Annotated in this window: 15 protein-coding genes; 9 read left to right on the top strand and 6 right to left on the bottom strand. The window is 63.2% G+C overall.

The features are described 5' to 3' along the window. Nucleotides 1-52 precede the first annotated feature (52 nt). Genes urtB through urtE form a run of 4 tightly spaced genes read left to right on the top strand, consistent with a single transcriptional unit; the run spans nucleotide 53 to nucleotide 4,300 of the window. Entirely contained in the window at nucleotides 53-1,654 is a 1,602-nt protein-coding gene (gene urtB / locus ACQ4W7_RS09080; protein WP_436529947.1) for an urea ABC transporter permease subunit UrtB, read from the top strand. After that, nucleotides 1,651-2,772 carry an urea ABC transporter permease subunit UrtC gene (gene urtC, locus ACQ4W7_RS09075; RefSeq protein WP_436529945.1) on the top strand — a complete coding sequence of 374 codons (1,122 nt, stop codon included), beginning with the start codon at nucleotides 1,651-1,653 and terminating at the stop codon, nucleotides 2,770-2,772. The genes urtB and urtC overlap by 4 nt, the downstream gene beginning before the upstream one ends. Beyond that, nucleotides 2,769-3,599: an urea ABC transporter ATP-binding protein UrtD gene (gene urtD / locus ACQ4W7_RS09070; RefSeq protein WP_436529943.1), complete on the top strand. Its 831-nt coding sequence runs from the start codon at nucleotides 2,769-2,771 to the stop codon at nucleotides 3,597-3,599. The genes urtC and urtD overlap by 4 nt, the downstream gene beginning before the upstream one ends. A gap of 2 nt (nucleotides 3,600-3,601) precedes the next feature. Continuing rightward, nucleotides 3,602-4,300, top strand: a complete 699-nt coding sequence (gene urtE / locus ACQ4W7_RS09065) for an urea ABC transporter ATP-binding subunit UrtE (protein ID WP_436529941.1) — start codon at nucleotides 3,602-3,604, stop codon at nucleotides 4,298-4,300. Between the two features lie 2 nt (nucleotides 4,301-4,302). Here the strand turns inward: urtE and ACQ4W7_RS09060 are convergent, their stop codons facing one another. Beyond that, nucleotides 4,303-4,887 (bottom strand): chromate transporter, encoded by a 585-nt coding sequence (locus ACQ4W7_RS09060; protein WP_436529939.1) that lies wholly within the window; start codon nucleotides 4,885-4,887, stop codon nucleotides 4,303-4,305. Then, nucleotides 4,884-5,477: a chromate transporter gene (locus tag ACQ4W7_RS09055; RefSeq protein WP_426070418.1), complete on the bottom strand. Its 594-nt coding sequence runs from the start codon at nucleotides 5,475-5,477 to the stop codon at nucleotides 4,884-4,886. The genes ACQ4W7_RS09060 and ACQ4W7_RS09055 overlap by 4 nt, the downstream gene beginning before the upstream one ends. Before the next feature lie 220 nt (nucleotides 5,478-5,697). On the opposite strand from ACQ4W7_RS09055, the gene ACQ4W7_RS09050 reads away from it, so the two are divergent. Next, a complete protein-coding gene (locus tag ACQ4W7_RS09050) occupies nucleotides 5,698-5,919 on the top strand; it encodes a hypothetical protein (protein WP_426070417.1) in 222 nt (73 codons plus the stop codon). A 416-nt stretch (nucleotides 5,920-6,335) separates the two neighbouring features. Here ACQ4W7_RS09050 and ACQ4W7_RS09045 read toward each other — a convergent pair whose 3' ends face one another. Both ACQ4W7_RS09045 and ACQ4W7_RS09040 read right to left on the bottom strand, forming a co-directional pair. Then, nucleotides 6,336-6,935, bottom strand: a complete 600-nt coding sequence (locus tag ACQ4W7_RS09045; RefSeq protein WP_436529936.1) for a hypothetical protein — start codon at nucleotides 6,933-6,935, stop codon at nucleotides 6,336-6,338. A gap of 362 nt (nucleotides 6,936-7,297) precedes the next feature. Further along, complete coding sequence (locus ACQ4W7_RS09040; RefSeq protein ID WP_436529934.1) at nucleotides 7,298-7,840, bottom strand: phosphohydrolase; 543 nt, start codon at nucleotides 7,838-7,840, stop codon at nucleotides 7,298-7,300. A 199-nt stretch (nucleotides 7,841-8,039) separates the two neighbouring features. Between ACQ4W7_RS09040 and ACQ4W7_RS09035 the strand changes: the two genes are divergently transcribed. Then, nucleotides 8,040-11,201, top strand: a complete 3,162-nt coding sequence (locus ACQ4W7_RS09035; RefSeq protein WP_436529932.1) for an NAD(P)-binding protein — start codon at nucleotides 8,040-8,042, stop codon at nucleotides 11,199-11,201. A 47-nt stretch (nucleotides 11,202-11,248) separates the two neighbouring features. Continuing rightward, nucleotides 11,249-12,160 (top strand): alpha/beta hydrolase, encoded by a 912-nt coding sequence (locus ACQ4W7_RS09030; RefSeq protein ID WP_436529930.1) that lies wholly within the window; start codon nucleotides 11,249-11,251, stop codon nucleotides 12,158-12,160. Here the strand turns inward: ACQ4W7_RS09030 and ACQ4W7_RS09025 are convergent. Then, the gene (locus tag ACQ4W7_RS09025) at nucleotides 12,145-15,048 is read right to left on the bottom strand and encodes a hybrid sensor histidine kinase/response regulator (protein WP_436529928.1); all 2,904 of its coding nucleotides are present in this window, start codon (nucleotides 15,046-15,048) and stop codon (nucleotides 12,145-12,147) included. The two genes, ACQ4W7_RS09030 and ACQ4W7_RS09025, sit on opposite strands and share 16 nt — an antisense overlap. Before the next feature lie 155 nt (nucleotides 15,049-15,203). Here ACQ4W7_RS09025 and ACQ4W7_RS09020 point away from each other — a divergent pair, with 155 nt between their 5' ends. Further along, nucleotides 15,204-15,833 carry a LysE family translocator gene (locus tag ACQ4W7_RS09020; protein ID WP_426070411.1) on the top strand — a complete coding sequence of 210 codons (630 nt, stop codon included), beginning with the start codon at nucleotides 15,204-15,206 and terminating at the stop codon, nucleotides 15,831-15,833. Here the strand turns inward: ACQ4W7_RS09020 and ACQ4W7_RS09015 are convergent. Beyond that, on the bottom strand, nucleotides 15,796-16,530 hold the full coding sequence (locus tag ACQ4W7_RS09015) for a YceI family protein (protein WP_436529926.1): 735 nt from the start codon (nucleotides 16,528-16,530) through the stop codon (nucleotides 15,796-15,798). The genes ACQ4W7_RS09020 and ACQ4W7_RS09015 overlap by 38 nt on opposite strands. Nucleotides 16,531-17,122: 592 nt before the next feature. Between ACQ4W7_RS09015 and ACQ4W7_RS09010 the strand changes: the two genes are divergently transcribed. Continuing rightward, nucleotides 17,123-22,834, top strand: a complete 5,712-nt coding sequence (locus ACQ4W7_RS09010) for a beta strand repeat-containing protein (RefSeq protein ID WP_436529924.1) — start codon at nucleotides 17,123-17,125, stop codon at nucleotides 22,832-22,834. The last annotated feature ends 35 nt before the right edge of the window (nucleotides 22,835-22,869 follow it).

Below are 22,869 nucleotides of genomic sequence, written 5' to 3'. Positions count from 1 at the left end.
CATCGGGCATGCGTCCGGTGGTGCTGACCATCAACGCTTTCCCGGGGTATCAATGAGGCTATTCACATCGCTGCTGGTCTACGCCTGCCTGTGCCTGTCATCCGTGGCGCAGGCCGCCATCCCTCCTGACCTGCTGAAACCGCTGTCCGGCGACGACCCCGACACCAGGGTCGCTGCCGTCGCCCAGATCGCCGCGCTGGCCACACCCGAGGCCGCCCGCGTGCTGCAAGCCTTGCAGGATGACAGCCTGTATGCCACGCCCGATGGCAAGGTGTATATCGTCGACGGCGAGCAAGCCTACGATCCGGCAAGCGGCAAGACTGGTCCGGTGCCGGACGGCATCGATGGCGTGATGGTCAACAACCGCTTGCGCGCCGCCGTGGCGGGCGCCTTGTCGGGCTTGCAGCTGCTGGCGCCGGAGCGCAGCGCCCGGCTGGCCGCCGCGCAAGCCTTGCAAAAGGCTGTTGATCCCGCGCAAATCCCCCTGATCCGCACCGCCCTGGGGCGAGAAAGCGATGCTGACATTCAACAGATATTGCAAGTGCTGATCGCCAGCGCCAACCTGCAGGCACCCGATGCCGCCACGCGCAAGCAAGCCGTGCAAGCGCTGGCCGGCAGCAGCGATGCGCGCTTGCTGCCCGTGCTGCAAGCCATGCTGGAAACGGGGTCTGACGGCATGGCTGGCGAGCCCGATGAAGCCGTGCAACTGGCCGCCATCGAGACCATGCGCCAGATCAAGGCAAGAGTGTCGCGCATGGGATTCGCCGGCAATGTGTTCTACGGCATTTCGCTGGGCAGCGTGTTGCTGCTGGCCGCGCTGGGGCTGGCCATCACGTTTGGCTTGATGGGCATCATCAATATGGCGCATGGCGAACTGCTGATGATAGGCGCTTACACGACCTACCTGTGCCAGCTGTTTTTCCGCACTTACCTGCCCGGCATGCAGGATGCGTACCTGCTGGCCGCGCTGCCTGCCGCCTTTTTTGTTGCCGGCCTGGTGGGCGTGGTGCTCGAACGCACGGTGATCCGCTGGCTGTATGGGCGGCCGCTGGAAACCCTGCTGGCTACCTGGGGCATCAGCCTGATCCTCATGCAGACGGTGCGCACCATCTTTGGCGCGCAAAACGTGGAAGTGGCCAATCCGGCCTGGATGTCGGGTGGCGTGACCGTGCTGGGCGGCCTCGTGCTGCCGTACAACCGGCTGGCCATCATCGCCTTTGCCATTGTCGTGGTGGTGGCCGTGTGGTTGATCCTGAACAAGACGCGCCTGGGTCTGTTCGTGCGGGCCGTTACGCAAAACCGCCGCATGGCCGATTGCGTGGGCGTGGCCACGGGCAAGGTTGACATGCTGACCTTCGGCCTCGGTTCCGGCATCGCGGGGCTGGGCGGCGTGGCCCTGTCACAACTGGGCAATGTGGGCCCGGACCTGGGCCAAAGCTACATCGTCGATTCCTTCATGGTGGTGGTGCTGGGCGGCGTGGGCCAGTTGGCCGGTACCGTGATCGCTGCGCTGGGCCTGGGCGAAGTGAATAAATTCCTCGAACCGGTGGCGGGGGCCGTGCTGGCGAAGATTGCCATTCTGGTGTTCATCATCATCTTTATCCAGCGCCGGCCGCAGGGCCTGTTTGCCATGAAGGGACGCAGCGTCGAATGATTACCTCACTCCGTGTCAACGAGGGCCTGTTTTCCCGGCCCGTCTGGCTGGCGATTGCCGCCTGTACCTTGCTGGCGGCGCTGTTGCCGATTTTTAATCTGGCGTTTGCCGAAGGGCATGCGCTGCACGTGTCCGCCTACACGGTGGCGCTGGTGGGCAAGTTCATGTGCTACGCGCTGGCCGCGCTGGCGCTGGATCTCGTCTGGGGCTACACGGGTATCCTGTCGCTGGGCCACGGCGTGTTCTTTGCCCTTGGCGCGTATGCGCACGGCATGTATCTGATGCGTGCCATTGGCGATCAGGGCCAGTACCACAGCAGCTTGCCCGATTTCATGGTCTTTCTCGACTGGAAAACTTACCCATGGTACTGGGCCTTCACGGAACATTTCTGGTATTGCATGGCGCTCGTCGTGCTGGTGCCCGGCATGCTTGCCTTCGTGTTTGGCTACTTTGCGTTTCGCTCGCGCATCAAGGGCGTGTATTTTTCCATCATCACGCAAGCGATGACGTATGCCTTCATGCTCTTGTTCTTCCGCAATGACACCGGCTTTGGCGGCAACAACGGTTTCACGGATTTCAAGACCATCCTCGGCTATAGCGTCACGGCGCCCGCCACCCGGGCCGTGCTGTTCCTGCTGACCCTGGCGATCCTGCTGGCGGCGTTGGTGGGGGCGCGCGCCATCGTCCGCTCGAAGCTGGGCCGGGTGCTGCAGGGCGTGCGCGATAGCGAGGCGCGCTTGATGTTTCTCGGCTACAACCCGCTGTGGTTCAAGCTCTTTGTGTGGACTTTATCCGCCGTGCTGTGCGGCATCGCCGGCGCCCTGTACGTGCCGCAGGTGGGCATCATCAACCCGTCCGAAATGTCGCCGGCGAACTCCATCGAAATGGTCGTGTGGGTGGCCGTGGGCGGACGCGGCACCTTGATCGGCCCCATCCTGGGCGCCTTCACCGTCAATGGCTTGAAAAGCTGGTTTACGGCCGCCTTGCCGGAGCTGTGGCTGTTCGCGCTGGGCTTGCTGTTCATCGGCGTGACCCTGTTCATGCAGCAGGGCATGCTGGGCGTGTTGAACAAACTCAAACGCAGAAAAGTGGCCATCGTGGCAGAGGAGGTCGCATGAGCATCCGCATGTTGCCCGGCATGGCCAGCGCCGAAGCGGGCGCCACCTATTCCCGCGTGAAAGGCGAGGGTGTCGATACCACGCATGGCGCCATTCTGTATCTGGAAGATATTAGCGTGTCCTTCGATGGCTTCAAGGCGATTAACAAACTGAGCCTGGATATTTCCGTGGGCGAGTTGCGTTGCATCATCGGCCCTAACGGGGCGGGCAAGACGACCATGATGGATGTGATCACGGGCAAGACGCGGCCCACATCCGGCACGGCCTGGTTCGGCCAGACCATGAACCTGGCGACCATGACGGAAGCGCAAATTGCCCACGCGGGCATCGGCCGCAAGTTCCAGCGCCCCACCGTGTTCGAGCAGCACACGGTGTTCGACAACCTGGAACTGGCGATGAAGATGGACAAGCGCGTGGCGCCCACCTTGTTTGCGCGCCTCACGTCGGAGCAGGAAGGCAAGATCGAATCCCTATTGCGCTTGATACGCCTCAATGGCCATGAGGCGCGGCCGGCCGGTTTGCTGTCGCATGGGCAAAAGCAGTGGCTGGAAATCGGCATGCTCTTGATGCAGGAGCCGCAGCTGATTTTGCTGGATGAACCGGTGGCCGGCATGTCGGATGCGGAAACGGCGCGCACGGCGGAGCTCCTCAATGAATTGCGCGGCAAGCATTCCATCATGGTGGTCGAGCACGACATGGGTTTCGTCACGGAGATTGCCCAGCAAGGCATCGTCACCGTGCTGCATGAAGGGGCCGTGTTGGCGCAGGGGCGCATGGATGAAGTGCAAGCCGACGAGCGGGTCATCGAAGTCTATCTGGGAAGGTAATCATGCTCGAAGTGCAACAATTAAATCAATACTATGGTTCTTCGCATACCTTGCGCGGCATCAAGCTGTCGGCGCGCAAGGGGGAATGCCTGGCCTTGCTGGGGCGCAATGGCGTGGGCAAGACGACCTTATTGAAATGCCTGATGGGCGTGTTGCCCGTGGCGCAGGGCAAGGTGGTGCTCGATGGCCGCGATATCACCAGGCTGGCGCCGCATGCGCGGGCAAAGCTGGGCATGGCATATGTGCCACAGGGGCGCGACATCTTTGCGCGCTTGACGGTCGAGGAAAACTTGCTGATGGGCTTGGCCGTCAAGACGGGCAGGCACGCTACACGCATCGATCCCCAGGTGTATGCGTTGTTTCCGGTATTAAAAGAGATGCTGCAGCGGCGTGGCGGCGACTTGTCCGGCGGACAACAACAGCAGTTGGCCATCGCCCGCGCCTTGCTGGCCGAGCCACGGCTGATCATTTTCGACGAACCGACGGAAGGCATCCAGCCGTCCGTTATCAAGGATATCGGCCGCGTCATTTCCTTGTTGAAACAGCGCGGCGACATGGCCATCGTGCTGTGCGAACAGTATTTCGACTTTGCCCGCGAACTGGCCGACGAATTCATCGTGCTGTCGCGCGGCAGTGTCGTCGCCAGCGGTAAGGCAGAACAGATGGATGGCGACGAGGTGAAGCGCCACCTGGCCGTGTAGGCTTACACCAGCTGCAGCCAGCCCAGCACGGCGCCGGCCCCCAGCAGCCACAATAAATGGAGTTTCGTGCGCCAGATGATCAGGCCGGCCACGATGGACAGGCTCCACAAGGGCCAGTCCGTACGGATGTCGTGATTGGCGCCGCCCAGTATCATGCCGGTGGAAATCAGCAGGGCCACGACGATGGGCGCCATGCCCTGCTTGAAGGCGCGCACGGGGCGCAGGTCGCGGTTGCGGTAGCCCCACTGGGCCGCTACGTAGGTGAGGGTGGTGCTGGGCAACATGATGCCCACCATGGTCACCAGCACGCCCAGGTACGCGGCCGTGTAGCTGCCCGCATTCATGCCCACGTTCCAGCCCATCAGGGCGACGAACAGCACGTTGGGGCCGGGCGCGGCTTGCGCGATGGCAATTGATTCATTGAATTGCGCCTGTGTCAACCAGCCGTGCTGCTCGACGAGGAAGCGGTGCATTTCGGCAGTGGTGGAAATGGCGCCGCCGATCGACATCAGTGACAGCATCAGGTAGTGGCCGAACAGGTTCAGCCAGTCGCCCGCGCTCAAGACCAGCTGCAAGGGCGGAGTCATGAGGACAGCTTTCGATAGGTCAGCAGGCAGGCTATGCCGCCCAGGCCCAGCAGGATGTACAGCAGGGGCCAGCGGAAGATCGCCACCATCAGCACGCCCAGCACGGTGATGGACAAGGTCAGCCACAAGGGCAGCGGATGCTTGACCAGCGCGGCCGCCAGTTTCACGCCCGTGGCGGCGATCATGCCGGCCGAGACGGCCGCCATGCCGCGCAATGCACCCGCCAACTGCGGATTGTCGCCGAAGTGCGTGTACAGCACGCCCAGCAGCAGCACGATGACGAGGGGCACGGCCAGCATGCCGGCCAGCGCCGTCAGCGCGCCGCGCAAGCCGAAATAGCGCCCGCCCACCATCAGCGCCAGGTTGACAACATTCGGCCCCGGCATGATTTGCGCCACGGCCCAGTCTTCCAGGAATTCCTCTTGCGTCAGCCAGCGCTTGCGCTCGACCATTTCGCGCTGGATCACGGCCAGCACGCCGCCGAATCCCTGCAGGGCCAGCCAGGTGAACGAGAAGAACAGGTCGGCCAGCGAGGCGGGTTGCGGGCGGGGCAGATCGGGCGGGAGGGCGGAAAGGGGGGAGGAGGGCATGGCTGATTATCGCCGTGGCCGATTGCGCTTGTCCATCGCTTTCGGCTCCAGTTGTGCCTGCAAGAAAAAAACCGCGGCTCATGTTTCCCTGCCATTGACATCGAGAGTTTATCAGCAATACTTTATCGACAACATGACCGCTGTTCCTGTCCGCGCTGGCGCAGTTCGCACCGGTATGTCGTCTCCGCCCCTCCTTCCCCCTTCGCAGGAGTTGTTCATCATGCCTAATTCCACAGAAACGCTGCATATGCCCGTCAAAACCGTGATGCTGCATGCCCGGCTCGATCAGAAGATGTCCGATATCGTCAACTTGGGCATCGCCGTGCAGGCTGCCTTCAGTACCTTGTGTGCACTGGAATACCTGAAGTCATACAATGTCTCCCCCGAATTGATCGAGCGCGTGCTGCTGCACCCGGAGCAGCGCCGCCAGACCGTGCACTGAGTGTCCGCAGGGCAACTGTGTTGCCGGCAGCCCTAGTTTGATGTTGTCGGATTGATCATTACGGCTCAGTTATGCACAAATGATGGGTTAGCGAAACTGACGAAATAATTTTCTTGTGATTATGTGTGACTTTCTAAGTGCTTGATTTTAATGGTTTTTATTTCTGCTGTTTGATTGAGCAGTTTATTGAAAGCCGCACGGGCTGTGGCTTTGAGGCTTGTCAATAGGTCCTTATCCACAAAGATATCCACAGTCCGTGTGGATATCTGAAAAAGCGCTTAACAATCCGCCACTTAGGAAGTGGGGCCAGCCAGCGCATGCAATCGGGCAGCAAGATGGGACAAAATGGGGCGTGCCAGAAGCCTGTATGCCTATCCAGTGCTCTTGTTTTTATGACTGAAAGTAGCGGCGGACGGTCAGGGCGTGCCGCCGGCCGGTGCCGCTGGCGCGTCCCCGCACTGAGCCAGGGCGGCAGCGAGCTCGGCGACTTGTTGCTGCGCTTCGCGCAAGGTGGCGTAGGTGCGCAGCGAGGCAATCACGGTGGTAAACAATTTGCGCGTGGTCAGGTCGGTCTTGCACCAGAAATCGTTGATATCGTAGTCGATGATGATACGGTGTTCCAGCGCCTGGCCAGGCTGGCCCGTGCGCAGGATGATGCGCACGGCACTGTTGTGCAGGTCTTCGCGGACCTGGCGCGCCACTTGCAGCCCCGCATCTTGGGTTTCCATGATGACATCGAGCAGCACCACGGCGATATCGGGCGTGCTGCGCAGCAGGCTCAGCGCCTCGGCGCCCGAATAGGCGTGCAGAAAGCTCAGCCTGCGACCCTGGAAACTGGCCTGGCTGAGGGCGAATTTGGTCACCACATGCACATCGACGTCATCATCGACAATCAGCACGCGCCATGGCGCCGCGTTGGCGGAGTCTGCCGCTACGTCTGCCCGCTCGGGTGGCTCGTCGATCAGCCAGTCGGGTTCATCCGCCCCCTTGGCGGTGCTATCGCTATCCATATTCATGCATTTATCCACCGTTGATCGTGCTCGCTCACTCCACACTATGCCAGTCTGCGGGGTTTGTCAAAACAATGCTGTTCAGACAAGACGGCCTGGAGCAAGATTGCGGATGCACAGCAAAATATATTTTCATGGTGGTCGAGTAACTTTGCGCTAGCGCAAAATCATGATTCTAAGTCATTGATTTCATTGAGGTAAAAAAATGCCTGTGAAATCAGCAAATTGTTGAAAGCCGCATCAATACTGGTGTTGCGGCTTGTCAAGAGGGGCTTATCAACAACTTTATCCACAGTTGCTGTGGATATCTAAAAAAGTCGTGCAAAAACCGTGGCTTAGCGCCCGTTCGTGCGGCAGGGTGGAAGCATTCATGCCGCAAGCCCAAGGCCGCCCAGCTGGGCAAAGGCGTGCAGGAAGCGTTGCTTGGCTTCGGCCGGACCCATGGCCTCGATTATACCGGGCAGGGGGGCGATGCCGTCAAGGTAAGCCCAGCGCTCGGCCGAGTGGGGCATCAGGTCGCGCTTTTCCGTGGCCAGCGCGATCAGGTCGGCTCGTTTGATGGGCGCGTAATCGGAAAAATCCAGGCCATAGGTGGCGGCGATGATGGCGCTGACCTTGTCTTCCAGCACGGCAAATTCCGGCAACAACACTTTCAGGGGCTTCACCATATCGCCCAGGTAGGCTTCTGCCGCGTCATGCAGCAGGGCGGCCAGGCGCAACTGGTGCGGTACCAGCTCGGCGACGATCAGGCTGTGCTGGGCGACCGAGTAAAACACTTGCGTCTGTCCATTGAAGCGGCACTGGTAAGCGAGCCCGTGAGCGATGTCTTCGATGGCGACCTTGTCGATATGCGGGCGCAAGGGATAAAAACGGTTGCCGGAATAGGTCGATACGTAGTCGGTAGTAATCATTTCTGGGTTAGCTCAGCTGCTTTGCACGGATGATCCATCCTACACCGGATGGCCGCCACATGCATTTCGTCGGTACATTTCTCCTTTTTGCCGAGCCTATGCATCTTGGCAAATCCTTTAATTTATTTCATATCATTCATTGATCTTTCTCATACACTGTAGCAATCTTGTTTGAATGAAACTTAAAGGGGACTGGGCAATGACGGCGCAACCTTCGGCAAGACCTTCGTATATCTATCAGGGTGGTTCGGTGATGATGCACTCGCCGCTGCAATTGAAACAGTCGGAAATGTACGGCTATTTCGTCAGGGGCGATCTGGCGAAACTGCAAGCAACCGTGAATATCACTTTGAACCAGGTGGCGGGCCGCAAGATGACCCTGAAAGCCCTGTCGCCGTATGTGATGCTGACATTTACGCGCGTCAACCATGCGGATTCAAGCAACCCCGTCGACCAGGCCAAGGGCTGGATCACGGAAGTCGACATCGTTACTTGGATCATGGTCGGCGAGATGGATGCGGCGGGCAAGCTCGCGCATATCTATTGGTACCCGTGCCATATTTTTGTCGACGACGCCATGGCCCTGATCAACGGGCGCGAACTGTTCGGCTATCCGAAATACCTGTGCGAATACGACATTCCCTCCGCCGGCAGCGAGCCGCTGCGCTGTTCCGTCGCCGCCAAGGGTTTCCAGCATTTTTCGCCGGAAACCAAACTGGCGCTGCACCCGCTGCTGGAAATCAATGCCACCGTGCAGACGGGGCAGGACAAGCCCGTCAACAGTTTCCTCGAACTGATCGAGCAAGCCTTTACGGTTTTCCTCTCCATCCCGGATTTCTTTGACATGGACCAGGCCGGCTGGGCCGATATCCTGTCGCTGCTGCGCAAGCCCCGCATCGACCAGATCTTCCTCAAGCAATTCCCCGACAGCGCTGGCGTGAAAGCCGTGTACCAGGCCCTGGTGGCCGCGCCGGCCGAGATCAACCGCCTGCACAGCGCGCGCCTGCTCGGTTATGAATACGAATGCACGCTGCATGCCTTCGACAGCTTTCCGCTGGACCAGACCCTGGGCTTGCAGCTGGGACCGCAGGCGGCGATATTGCCGTTCAATGTGAACTTCGATTTCACGGCCATGCCGGGCGAGGAACTGGTCGACAATTCCCGCATCACCCCGGAAAAGATCGCCATTCTGGGCGGCGGCGTGGCGGCCATGACCACCGCCTATTATCTGACGAACCAGCCGGGCTGGCAAAACCAGCACGCCATCACCGTCTACCAGCTGGGCTGGCGCCTGGGCGGCAAGGGCGCCAGCGGGCGCAATGCGCAAGTGGGCCAGCGCATCGAGGAACACGGCTTGCACATCTGGTTCGGCTTTTATGCGAACGCCTTCAAAATGATCAAGGAAGCGTACGCCAGCCTGGAGCGTCCGCCCGGCGCCCCGCTGGCCACCTGGCGCGACGCTTTCAAGCAGCACGATTACGTGGCCCTGTCGGAAGACGTCAAGGGCCAGTGGCGCAACTGGTCCATCGTCTTTCCCACCTTGCCGGGCGAGCCGGGCGAGGGTGGCGAAGACATCACCCTGTGGCAGATGGCCATCGCCATGGTGGGCTGGATCGAGCAATGGATACGTCAGATCCGGCAAGTGGCGGACGCCGACGCGCGCATCGAGCGTGCCAGTGCCAGTGCCAGTGCCAGCGCCACCGCGGCGCCAGGCGGGGGCGTGTGGCCGGGTTGGCTGCGCCGCTTGGCCGATGAAGTGGTGGGGCAAGCCGATGAACTGGGCCTCGACGTGGGCCTGTCCGTGGGCGCGCTGGCAGCGCTGGTGGCCGACCTGGCGCCGGACTCCACGCGCCACGACCAGGCCCGCCACCAGCTGCTGGCCAGCACCCTGAACGGCATCCGCGCCTGGCTGCGCCTGCGTTACCGCGCCCTGATCGATGGCGACGATGAATTGCGCCGACTGTTCACCTGCCTGGACCTGGGCATCACCGTCATGAAAGGCATGTTCGAGGATGGCGTGTTCAAGAACGGCTTTGACGTCATCAACGATATCGACTTCCGCGCCTGGCTGAAAAAACATGGCGGCGACGAGCAGTTCAGCGTCAATTCGGCGCCCGTGCGAGGCTTTTACGACCTGGTTTTCGCCTACGAGGGCGGCGATTTTTCCAAGCCGAATATCGAGGCGGGCACCTTGCTGCGCTCGATGGCGCGCATCGGCCTGGCCTACAAGGGCGGCATCATGTTCAAGATGCAGGCCGGCATGGGCGACACGATTTTCACGCCGATGTACGAAGTGCTGAAAAAAAGGGGAGTGGAATTCAAATTCTTCCAGCGCGTGGAAGAACTGGTGCCGGGCGCGGGTGACATCGACAGCATCCGCATCACGCAGCAGGTGCAATTGAAGGACCCGGCCGCCGGCTACGCGCCGCTGGTGGATGTCAAAGGCCTGGCATGCTGGCCCAGCGCGCCCGATTACGCGCAGATCGAGCCGGCCCAGGCGGCGCTGCTGCAAGCGCAGGAAGTCAACCTGGAATCGTACTGGAGCGACTGGCCGCAGCAGTACCAGCAGGCGTTCGGCCGCGCGCTGCCCGCCACGGTATTGAAGAAGGGCGTGGATTTCGACAAGGTGGTGTTCGGCATTTCCATCGGCTCGCTGCCCGCCCTGTGCCCGCAATTGCTGGCGCAAAGCCCGGCCCTGCAACTCGCGGCCGAGAAGGTAAAAACGGTGGCCACGCAGGCGTACCAGGTGTGGCTGAACAAAAACCTGGCGCAGATGGGCTGGACCACGCAGCCGAAAGGGCAACAGCCCGTGCTGTCGGCCTTCACGGAACCGTACGACACGTGGGCGCCCATGGATCAATTATTGGCGCACGAAGATTGGCCGGCGGGGCTGGAACCGAAAAACGTCTCGTATTTTTGCAGCGCTTTTCCCGTCGATAGCTATCCGCCCGTCACCGACACGGGCTTTCCCGCCCGCTGCGCGGCCAGGGCCAAAGAGGGAGCGCTGCACCAGCTGGAGCGCGAGATCGGCGCGCTGTGGCCCGAGGCGGGCGCGCCGGGGGCGTTTCCGTGGCAATGGCTGGTCGACGCGAAGGCTGGCACGGGGCCGGCGCGCTTCGACAGCCAGTACTGGCGCGCCAATGTCGACCCGTCCGAGCGCTACGTGATGTCGGTGGTGGGCAGCACGCAGTACCGGCTGGCCACCGACCAGTCAGGGTTCAGCAACCTGTTCCTCACGGGCGACTGGATCAAGACGGGTTTGAACGCGGGTTGCGTGGAGGCGGCCGTGATGGCCGGCATGCAGACTTCGCGCGCCATGACGGGCTATCCGGCCGTGATCCAGGGCGAGACGGATTTCTAGCGATGTGTTTATCATGGCGTGTCATTGTTCCCTGCGCGAGGGTGTCCATGCAACGCCTGATGCTGCTGTGTCTTGTCCTGGTCCACCTGCACGCGGGCGCCGCGCCGGCGGGCGTCATCCTGCTGTGGCCCGGCGTGCCGCCCGGTGGCGCGGCGCCCGGGCCGCAGCGCGACAGCGCCAAAGGCTCCATCACGCAGGTCGAGCAACCGTATCTGCTGGTGCACCGCCCGGCGCGTCCGAACGGCACGGCCATTCTGCTGATCAGCGGCGGCGGCTATGCGCATATCGAGGCGGGCAAGGAAAGCGGCCCGGCCGCCAGTTGGCTGCAGGCGCAGGGCATCACGGCGTTTGAACTCGTGTACCGTTTGCCGCGGGAGGGCGGCGGGGTGGCCGCGCCATTCCGGGATGGCCAGCGCGCCATGCGCGTGATCCGCGCGCGGGCGGCCGAATGGGGCATCGATGCGGCGCGCATCGGCATCCTGGGTTTTTCCGCCGGCGCGCACTTGGCCGGCATGACGGCCGTCCAGCCCGGTGCAGTCTTGTATGCGCCCGTCGATGCGATGGATGGGGTATCTGCGCGGCCCGACTTTGCCGTGCTGCTGTACCCCGTGCTGACCATGCAGCGGCCATTCGACACGACGCATGCGAAGAAAGAGTTGCTGGGAAGTCAGCCCACGCAGGCGGCGCGCGATGCGCTATCGGCGGAGCGGCACGTCGATGCGCGCACGCCGCCCACATTTATCGCGCAGGCGCTGGACGACCCGGTTGCGCCGCCCGAGAACAGTATATTGATGGCAGCGGCACTGCGCCGCGCGGGCGTGCCTGTCGAGTTGCAGCAGTTCCAGAGCGGCGGCCATGGCTGGGGCCTGGGCAAGCCGGGCAGCGCACCGGCCGTCTGGCCGCAGTTGCTGCTGGCGTGGCTGCAGGTGCATGGCTGGATGGCTCAGCCGGCGGGCTGAGCTTCCAGGTCGCGTCGCGCCACCTCCAGCGCCGCCTGCAGCTGCGGCAGGAATGGCTCCACATTATCGAGCTGGCCATTCGAGGCCAGGGTTTCCATCTGGTGGCACAGGCTGTGCAGGGTGGGGCGGCTCAGGTAGCCGGCGCTGCCTTTCAAGGCATGGAAGGCGGCCGCGGCCGCGCTGGCGTTGCCATCGCGCACGGCGTGGCACGCCAGGTCCAGGCGCCGCGGGGCTTCCATCAGGAACGCTTGCGCGATGCGCTGCAAGTGCTGCGGCGACAAGCCTGCCAGCGGCAGGATGTGCACGGGCGCCGTCATGGGATCGGCCGGCGCCGGCGTTTCCGCCTGCGCCGGGGTGCTGGCGTCATCCAGGCCGAACTGGCGCGCCAGGGTATCGTCCGCGGTGGGCATGGCCGGTGGCAGTGCGTGGCCGCGCGCCAGCAGCAGGTCGATGATGGCGTCGATTTTCCTGAACAGCAGCGTTTCGTCGACAGGCTTGCTGAGGAAGTCGTCCATGCCGGCGGCCAGGTAGCGTTGCCGGTCATGTTCGCTGGCGTTGGCCGTCAGCGCGAGGATGGGAATCTGCGCGTCGGGAATCGGGAATTGGCCGTTGCCGCCGTTGCGGATCAGGCGCGCGGCCTGTTCGCCATCCATCAGCGGCATGCGGCCATCCATCAGCACGCAGTCGTAGGCGCCCGTGCCCAGCGCATGCAGCGCCAGCTCGCCGTTTTCCACGATGGTCACGTCATGTCCCATGCCTTCCAGCAGGGTGCCGATGATGATCTGGTTGGTGCGCACGTCTTCGGCGCACAGGATGCGCAGGCGGCAGGCATGGCGCGCCTGGCGTGTCGGCCGACGCGCGTCGGCCGCCGGCGCGCTGCCGTCCAGCAACGGCAGCGTGAAATGGAAGCGCGAGCCGATGCCGACACGGCTTTCCACGCCGATCGTGCCTTGCATCAGTTCAACCAGTTCCTTGCAGATGGCCAGGCCCAGGCCCGTGCCGCCGTAGCGGCGCGTGGTGGAATGGTCGGCCTGCTCGAATTTCTGGAACAAACGCGGCAAGGTGTCCGCGTCGATGCCGGGGCCCGTATCGCTGATGATGAAGTCGATGTCGCTGCGGCCATCGCGGCGCGGCGGCGTGCGGGCGCGCCGCACTTCCAGCAGCACTTCGCCATTCGCCGTGAATTTCAGTGCGTTTCCCAGCAGGTTGATGAGGATTTGCCGCAGGCGCGTGGGATCGGCGCGTACGTAGCGCGGCAGGTCCAGCGCCAGTTCGCGGCGCAGCAGCAGGCTCTTGGCGTCGGCCTGGCCCTGCACGATGCCTGCCGCGTCGCCGATCAGCGCCAGCAAGTCGAAGTCCAGCGTTTCCAGGGTCAGCTTGCCCGCGTCGATCTTCGAGAAATCGAGGATGTCATTCAGAATGGTCAATAGCGAGACGCCATTGTGCAGGCCGATGCGCAGGTATTCCTGCGTGCGGCCTTTGACGGACTGGTCGCGCAGGGCGAATTTCAGCATGCCGATCACGCCGGCCAGCGGCGTGCGGATGTCGTGGCTCATGGCCGACAGGAAGTCGATGCGGTGACGGCTGACCACTTCCGCGTGCTCCTTGGCCTTCAGCAGGGCATCGTTGCTGAGGGTCAGCGCCAAGGTCCGTTCCTGCACGCGCTGTTCCAGGTTGTTGCGCAGCAGGCGGATCTGGTCGGCCAGGGCAAAGGCCAGCAGCAAGCCGTCGAGCGTGCCGCCGAGCAAGGTCACCAACTGGGCATTGGCCACCATCGCCGGCATCAGGCCCAGGTTGGCCGGCAAGATGAGGAAGCCGGGCAGCATCAAGGCGACGAAGGCCAGCACGAAGAAGCGCGCCGGCTGGTAGCCGCGGCACCAGACGACGATGCCGCAGATGAGGGCGAGCAGCATCCAGATGCTGATGGCGATGGTGGCCAAGGTGTGCGCATACGACAGGGCGAAGAAGCAGCTGGGCAAGAGCAGCAGGGGCAGCACCAGGTTGACCTTGCTGATGCGATACAGCAGCGGCGAGTAGTCACGCAGGTGCAGGAAATGCGTGTAGAACAGGGTGCTGAAGACGGGCAGCAGGAAAAACGGCACGTAATGGAGTTGCAGCAGGTGCCAGTCGAACAGGTCGGCAAAGACGTGGAAGGTCATGGCCCAGGCCAGGCCATACGTCAGCACGTACAGCGCGTAATAGGCAGAGGCTTTTTCCAGGGTGATGGAAAAGATGAAAAAATTGAACAGGCCCAGCGCCAGCAGGGCGCCGATGGAAGCGACCATCAGGAAGTTTTCCTTGCCCACCAGCTTGCGGTAGTCCTGCTGCGTCGTCACGCCGAACAGGGGCGCGCGCGCGTAATAGGGGCTGGAAAAGCGGATCAGGATGTCATACGTGGCACCCGGCGCCAGCTGCACGTTCCTGCCGTAGTGCAGTAAATACTCGTGCGGGCGCTGGTAGCCCGTCAGCAAGGTGTGCGGCGCCGTGTGCGGTCCGGGGCCATACACGTGCAGGTCGACCAGGTCGATCAGGGTGTCGTTCGGGTCGATGACCCAGGCCGCCACGCTGCTGTCGTTGCGTACCCGCGCATGCAGCCAGTAGGCGCCGCCGAACAGGTCGACCTGGTCGGCCGGGCGCTGGCGCGCCAGCCAGGCGGGCAGGGCGGCGGCATCGGCCGGCGCGGCGTCATTTCCGGCGAAAAACAGTTGCCCGCCGCTGCCCAGGTGCTGGATGCCTTGCTCGCTCAGGGGCAATGTGGATGCCTGCGCCGCGCCCGCCCAGCCCAGCACGCCGAACAGCAGGCCGCACAGAAGCGGCCAGCCGCATAGCCAGGCGCTGACGCGGGAGCAGGAAGCGCGGTGGCGGGATGGGGGCGGGTGGGCTGGCATCGATGAGTGTGGTGATGGTCGCGTGGGAACTGGCGGCAACGCCGTTTGCTGTAGAGTACCCATTTTAATCGACTCTCGGTGACACACGGGCATTCATCTCCTGCCGGCATGGCGCCCGCTCCGGTATCATGGCGCCTTTTGCCTGCGAGTCCTCCATGCTCAGTCCCGACCAGTTCCTGGCCTTCCTTGCCGCCGCCGTCCTCATTACCGCCAGTCCCGGCCCCGACAACCTGATGGTGCTGGGCGTGGGCATGTCGCGCGGGCGCCGTCAGGGCATGGCGTTCGGACTGGGCTGCGCCCTCGGCTGCCTCACGCACACGCTGCTGGCGACCATCGGCGTGTCGGCCCTGCTGGCCGCCTCGCCCACCGCATTGACCGCGCTGAAAGTGGTTGGCGGCCTGTACCTGGTGTGGCTGGGCATCGGCGCCTTGCGCAGCCGTGGCGGCGCCAGAGTCGATGGCGCGGCGGCCTTGCCCGACGAATCGCTGCTGCGCCTGTTCGGCAAGGGTTTGTTTGCCAACAGTATCAATCCGAAAGTCGTGCTGTTTTTTCTCTCGTTCCTGCCGCAATTCATCGTCGCGGGCCAGGGCAATGCCAGCTGGCAGACGGCGCAGCTGGGCCTGGTCTTCACGGCGCAGGCTTGCGTGCTGTTCGGCCTGCTCGGCTATTTTTCCGGCGCCGTCGGACTGTGGCTCAACCGCCGCCCGCGCGCCGGCCTGTGGCTGGACCGCGTAGCCGGCACCATCTTCATCGGCCTGGGTTTGCGCCTGATCCTGGCGCGCTGACGTCGTGCCGGGCGGTAATGCGGAACGCCAGTTCCATCTGGTCCTGCACGGCCATGGCGCCGCCCAGGATGGCGAACGGCACGATGCCGAAGTCGCTCTGTTTTAACAGCAGGTTGCCGCTGGCTTGCAGGCTGCGCCCATCGGCCGCTAACGCTATCTGCACCGGCAGTTGCAGCGTGCGCGTCACGCCATGCAGGGTGATAGCGGCGTCGAGCACCTCGCCGTTGCCCGCGCGCCGGGCGTCAATGCGCACCCACGGATAACGCTCGGCCTCGAGCACGCGCACCAGCATGTTGTGGCGCGTGCCAGCGATGGCGTCGGCCGACGGCGTCGTCGTCAGGCCGGCCGCCTGGCGCAAGCTTTCTTCATCCACACTCATCTCATCCAACCGGAACTGGAATTGCGCGCGTCCCAGCGCGGGCGCCACCACGCCTTGCAAGGTGCGGCTGGCGATCACGTGGTCATGCCCCAACCGCGCCAGCGCGCCGCCGCGCCGCACGGTGATGGTCAGCAGGGATTCCAGCGGGGCGATGTGCAAGACATGCACGCCCGGCTGCTGCCACAGGGGCGCCTGCATGGCTGGTGCCGTTACTGGCGCGGCTGGCAGCGAGGCGGCGGGCGGCGGGGCGAACGGGGTGCAGGCCGCGAGCAAGGTGCAGGCGTAGGCCAGCAGCGCGCGGCGGTGGGCATGTGGCATCAATGAGGACTCCTGACAAAGGGGTGGCAACGGTGGTGGCGCAGGGCGCGATGCGGCGATAGTAAGCGATCCGGGCACCGCCGCGCTAGCCGGATAGCGTGCGCGGCCGTTTTGCAAGATCAATTCGTCTTGCCGCATGCCCTGTCTTGCAGGGCAGCAGACATGAATGCAGTGAGTTGGTATTCAAGCAGGCGCTGGAAGATGACTCTGCTGCAGCGCAGGATCGAATAATGGAATGCTGATCATGGAAGGGAAATGTGTATTGAAATAATTACTGATAATCAAAATTAATAATTTCTTTTGAAAAACAAACTATGTGTTTGATAGTTTCACATCATTGCATAAATTATAATTTAAATATGATGTCGAGCTAATCAGCATGCGGCAGAAAATAGAATATCAGCGAAACTACACGATTAATTTGATCAATGTGTTGCGAAATATCAACGAGATAATTTAATTTCTTTGTTGGAAACAAAAAAACCACTGTTGTCGTACGCTTGAACTGTTACTTGTTCATATAATCATGACAAATAAATGTCATTTTTATATTGGTCTGCACCTTGCAGCGGTACATTTCTTAGCGAACAACATGATCAAAACACTCCAGGAAACGGCAGGCCGTTCCGGCCGCCATGCAGCTTTTTTGTCCGCCGGACGCTACATGGGGATGCTGACCGCGATCGTCCACCGCGCCCGCTTGCCTGACCTTTCCAGGTGGCATGTCATACCGCTGCTGCTCGCTTCCTTGCTGCTGGGCGCCACCGCGCCCGCCCGTGCGCAAGTGCTGTGGGAGGATTACCGGGGAATTTCGCGGGTGCCGGCCAATCCCGCCTTGCCCAATTACGACAACAGCTTTAACGCGGGCAGCACGGGTCGCCTGGCTAGTTTGGCGGCGCTGGCTGTCAATCCCGCCGTCAATGCAGCGCGCATGGGCACCTCGCCGCAGCTGGACTGGGCCAATGGCACGCCCGCCAATCCTGCGCAGTTATGCAACTTCGACACGCAGCAAACGTCGGCTGCCTGCCAGGCCTGGATCATGGGTCGCGTGATGTACACGCTGGTCGTGTTTCCGCAGGCGGGCAATTACAAATTCAGCGTCTCGCACGACGATGACGTGAAAGTCGATTTCTCGACCCAGTATTCGACCAATTACCGCAATGCCGTGTACAACGTGCCCGTGGGTAGCGTGGCCGAATATTCGAATAATGAAACGGATTTCCAGAATTTGGCCGGCAATTTCAATAGCGCCACGCCCGGTGGCTGTTATCTGGCCCGCGTCCTGTGGAATAACGTGGGCGGCATCAATTATTTGCACATGCGTTGGACGCGTCCTGACAATGTGACGGAAATTATTCCCGCAGCGCAATTGCGCGACCCCAGCCTGGCCAGTTCCTATGCCAATTGCACCAATAGCAAGACCGACCTGGCCGTCGGCAAGGTGGGCCCGGCGCAGTTCTCTGTCGGCAAGCCCTTGAGCTATACCATGAAAGTGTGGAACCGCGGCCCGGCCCTGAGCACGGGCGCCACTTTCAGCGATGTGTTGCCGGCCAGCTTGAGCAACGTCAGCTGGACGTGCGCCGCCAGTGGCAGCGCTTCCTGCGGCACGAAAACCTCGGGTTCGGGCAGCAACAGCGTCAGCATTACCATGGGCAACCTGCCCGTGAATGCGGCCGTCAGCAACCCCACCACGGGTTCCTACCTGACGGTGACGATCACGGCCACGCCGGGCGACGCCGCCAGTATCGTGAATACGGCCAGTGTGACCGTCTCGCCCAATGAAACGGATAGTGATCTCAGCAACAACAGCAGCAGCAGCATGGCCACGGTCAGGACAAATACCTTGACGGTGCTCAAGGTATTGACGCCCGCCAGCGACAGCGGCCTGTTCATCATGAATGCCAACGGCACGGCGGGCGTGCAGGGCGGCAACGGCGCCACGGCCAGCGCCGTCGTGCGCGCGGGCAACCTTGCAACGTTCGCGGAAAACGCGGGCACGGCCACCATCCTGGCGCAGTACCAGAGCAGCTACAGTTGCGTGCGTACGGATACGGCCGCTGTCATTTCCAGCGGCGCGGCCAACGCGGGTAACTTCACCATGCCCGAGGCGCCCGTCACGTGTACCATCAGCAACCGCCGCCTGCAGGCGGACATGCAAGCCGTCACGACGGTGCCAGCCGGTCCCTACAATGCCGGTGCCTCCATGACGGTGACTGGCGTGTGCACGAATAACGGCCCCGACAACGCGGCCGCCCCCACCTGCGTGATGAGTGGCTTGCCAGCCGGCGCCACGGCCAGTTGCAGCGCACCCGTGGCGCCCTTCATTCCCGGCTCGCGCATCAATTGCAGCTCCACCTTCAACCTGCCCGCCAGCGGCAGCCTGACGATCACCACGACGGCCGGCGCCACCACGCTGGACCCCATCCCCGCAAATAATGTGGACAGCGATACCCTGGGAATCGTCAGTCCGCTCGTGCGCGTGCAAAAAAGCGTCGACAAGAGCAGCGCCTTCATCGGCGACAGCGTGCAGTGGACCTTGACGGCGAACAATACCGGCACGGGCGCCACCACGGCGGCCGTGACCCTCGTCGATACCCTGCCGGCCAACTTGGCCAGCATCGTCATCACGCCCACGGCGCCCGCGACCTGCGCGCCGCTGGCCGGCAATACCGTCACCTGCACGGTAGCAGCCGGCCTGGCGTCGGGCGGCAGCGCCCAGGTCAGCATCACTGGCGTGCCGACAGCGGCCGGCAATTTCGTCAACAGCGTAGCGCCGTCCGGCGGCAATGGCGCCAGCTGCGCCACGGCCGGCGCCTGCCAGACCACCACTGTCGTCAGCAAGGCGCTGGTGGACGTGACTACCACCCTGAACGGCTTTCCCGGTTCGACGAATGCGGGCGATGCCATCAGCGGCACAGTCACCTATCGCAACATGGGGCCGGGCACTGCCGAGAACGTGACGTACACGCTGCAGTTGCCGCCAGGCTTGACGGGCGTGTCCGTGGGCGGCGTGACAGGCGTGTACAACGCGGGCACGGGCTTCATTACCCTGTCCGGCCTGCCGCCGAATCTGCTGGCCGGGCAGGGCGTCACCTTTAATCTCAGCTATACGCAGCCCGCCTCGAACAGTTCGTTTGTCACCAGCGTGGTCGGCACCTCCTCGGTCGAAGTGGCCAACGACTTGCCGAATACGGCCACCGTGATGGTGCCGGGGCCGAACGTGCGCGTCACCAAGGTGGCCGACAAGCTGACGGCGAATGTGGGCGAGAACATCACGTGGACGATCACTGCCAGCAATACGGGCAATATCGCCAACCAGGGTCTGGTTTCCCTTGCCGATTTGTTGCCGGCCAACCTGGTGGTGACGAGCGTGGTGGCGGCGCCGGGCGTGACGTGCCCGCCGCTGGCCAGCTGGGTGGCGTCGAGCACCCAGACCTGCACCATCGCCGCCGGCCAGCTGGCGGCCCTCAACGGCAGCCGCACCATTACCATCACGGCGCACGCCACGGCGGGCGGCAGCCTGGCGAACCGCATCATGCCGAGCGGACCCGATAATCCGTCTTGCGCCACGGCGGAAAACTGCCGCACGGTCACCTCGATCACCAGCCCCAAGGTGGCGCTGACGAAAACCGTCGACCATGCCAGCATCAATATCGGCGCCAGCCTGACCTGGAGCGTCACGGCGACGAATAGCGGCGATGGCGTGAGCACCGCGCCCATCACGCTGACCGATTCCTTGCCGGCCAACCTGGTGGGCTTGAACGTGGCGCTGGTCGGCAGCGCCACCTGCGCCGTACCGGTAGGCAATATCCTCACCTGCACGGTGCCGGCCGGCTTGGCAGCGAACGGCGGCGTTGCCGGCTTCACCGTTACGGCCCAGCCTGCGGCGGCGGGTACCTACAATAACAGCGTCGTGCCGACTGGCGCCGACAATCCTGCGTGCGCCACGACTGCCGGCTGCGCCACCACCAGCACGGTGACCAGCCCCAGCGTGGCCGTGACGAAAGGCGTCGACAAGACCACGGTCAATCTCGGCGACACCATCACGTGGACGCTGAAAGCCATCAACAGCGGCAGCGGCCCGACGAATGGTGCCATTATCCTGACGGACAGCTTGCCCGCGAACGTGGGCGCGCTGCAGATATTGCCCGTGGCGCCCGCCAATTGCGGCGTGCCTGTGGGCAACACCCTGACCTGTACCGTGCCGCCAGGGCTGGGCAGTGGCATGCAGGCGACAGTGCTCATCAAGGCCGTGGCAAATGCGCCCGGCACGGTGGCCAACAGCCTCGTGCCGAGCGGCATCGACAATCCCGCGTGCGCCGCGCCGGCCAATTGCCAGACCACCACCAGCGTCACCAGCCCGAACGTGGCGGTGAAGAAAAGCGTCGACAAGGCCAGCGTCAACGTGGGCGACACCATCACGTGGATCTTAACGGTGAGCAATAGCGGCACGGGCGCCAGCACGGGCATCGTCACGCTGGCCGACACCTTGCCGGCCGGCCTGGCGAACATCGTCGTCAGCCCGCAGGTGCCAGCTAGCTGCGCGCCAGTGGCGGGCCAGAACCTGACCTGCAGCGTGCCGGTCGGCCTGGCACCCGGCGCCTCGGTGAAGGTCATTGTCAGCGCCACTGCCACCCTGGCCGGGTCCGCCGTCAACAGCGTGCTGCCATCGGGGCCAGACAACCCCGCCTGCGTGCTGCCCGGCGACTGCGGCACCACCACTACGGTGGTCAAGCTGCTGGTCGACGTCACCACCACCCTGAACAATTTCCCGCCGAATACCCTGGCGGGCGACAAGATTTCCGGCACCGTCACCTACGCCAACGTGGGACCGGGCCCGGCCGAAGGCGTGACATACACTCTGCAGCTGACGCCGGGCTTGAGCAACGTCACCTTGACGGGCGCCGTGGGCAGCTACAATCCCGCCACGGGCGTCGTGACCCTCAGCGGCTTGCCCGCCAGCCTGGCGAATGGCCAGAGCACCAGCTTCAATGTCAGTTATACGCAGCCGGCCGACAACCTGTCGATGGTGACGTCAACCATCGCCACCACCTCGGTGGAGGTGGCGAACCAATTGCCGAACACGGCCATGGCAACCGTGCCCGGCCCCATCATCCGCGTGACGAAACTGGCCGACAAGTCCACGGCCAACGTGGGCGAGACGATCACGTGGACCATCACGGCCACGAATACGGGCAGCTTGGCCAACCTGGGCGTGGTGACCCTGACCGATATCCTGCCCGCCAACGTGGTCGTGCTGTCCGTCACGCCGGGCACCGGCGTCAGCTGTCCGCCACTGGTCAGCTGGCTGGCCAACAGCGCGCAAGCGTGTACCGTCGCGGCCGGCCAGCTGGCTGCCGTGAGTGGCAGCCGCAGCATCGTCATTACAGCCAGGGGCACGGCCGGTGGCAGCCTGGGCAACAAAGTCTTGCCGAGCGGCCCCGATAATCCCGCCTGCGCGCAGGCAGCTTCCTGCCAGACCAGCACCACCATCCTCAGCCCGCAAGTGGCCGTGCATAAAAGCGTCGACAAGAGCAATATCAATGTCGGCGACGCGCTGACCTGGACCATTGCCGTGGCCAATACGGGCACGGGCGCCACCATGGGCGTCATCACCCTGACCGACACCTTGCCGGCCAATCTGACCCTGTGGCAAGTGCTGCCAGCGTCGCCCGCCACCTGTGCGGTGCCGAGCGGCAATCAGCTGGTGTGCTCGATTCCTGCCGGCATGGCTGCAGCTTCCACGCTGAATATCGTCGTCAAGGGCGTGGCTAATGCGGCCGGCGCCTACGTCAATACTGTCGTGCCGAGCGGCCCCGACAATCCCATCTGTCTGCAGCCCGGCGATTGCAGCACGACCAGCACGGCCGTGAAACTGTTGGTCGACGTGACGACTACCCTGAACGGCTTCCCCGGCAGCACGCAAGCGGGCGACATGATCGTCGGCACGGTCAATTTCAGCAATATCGGTCCCGGGCCGGCCGAAGGCGTGACGTACAGCCTGCAGCTGGCGCCCGGACTGGCCGGCGTGAACTTCAGCGGCGTGACAGGCAGCTACAACGCAGGCTCAGGCCTGGTGACCTTCGGCGGCGTGCCGGCCACTTTGGCGCCGGGGCAGGGCTTCAGCTTCCAGCTCAGCTACATCCAGCCGGCCAGCAATCTGTCGACCGTGGTCAGCCGCATTGCCACAACGTCGACAGAAGTGCCGAACGACCAGCCCAATGTGGCGACCGTCACCATGCCCGGCTCCATCATCCGCGTCAGCAAGACTGCCAACAAGGCCGTGGCGAACGTGGGCGAGTAAATTATCTGGACGATTACGGCCAGCAACACGGGCAG

The sequence above is a fragment of the Janthinobacterium algoris genome, assembly GCF_051380935.1.
Classification (GTDB): Bacteria; Pseudomonadota; Gammaproteobacteria; order Burkholderiales; family Burkholderiaceae_D; genus Janthinobacterium.
This window is presented reverse-complemented; position numbering and strand designations above follow the sequence as displayed.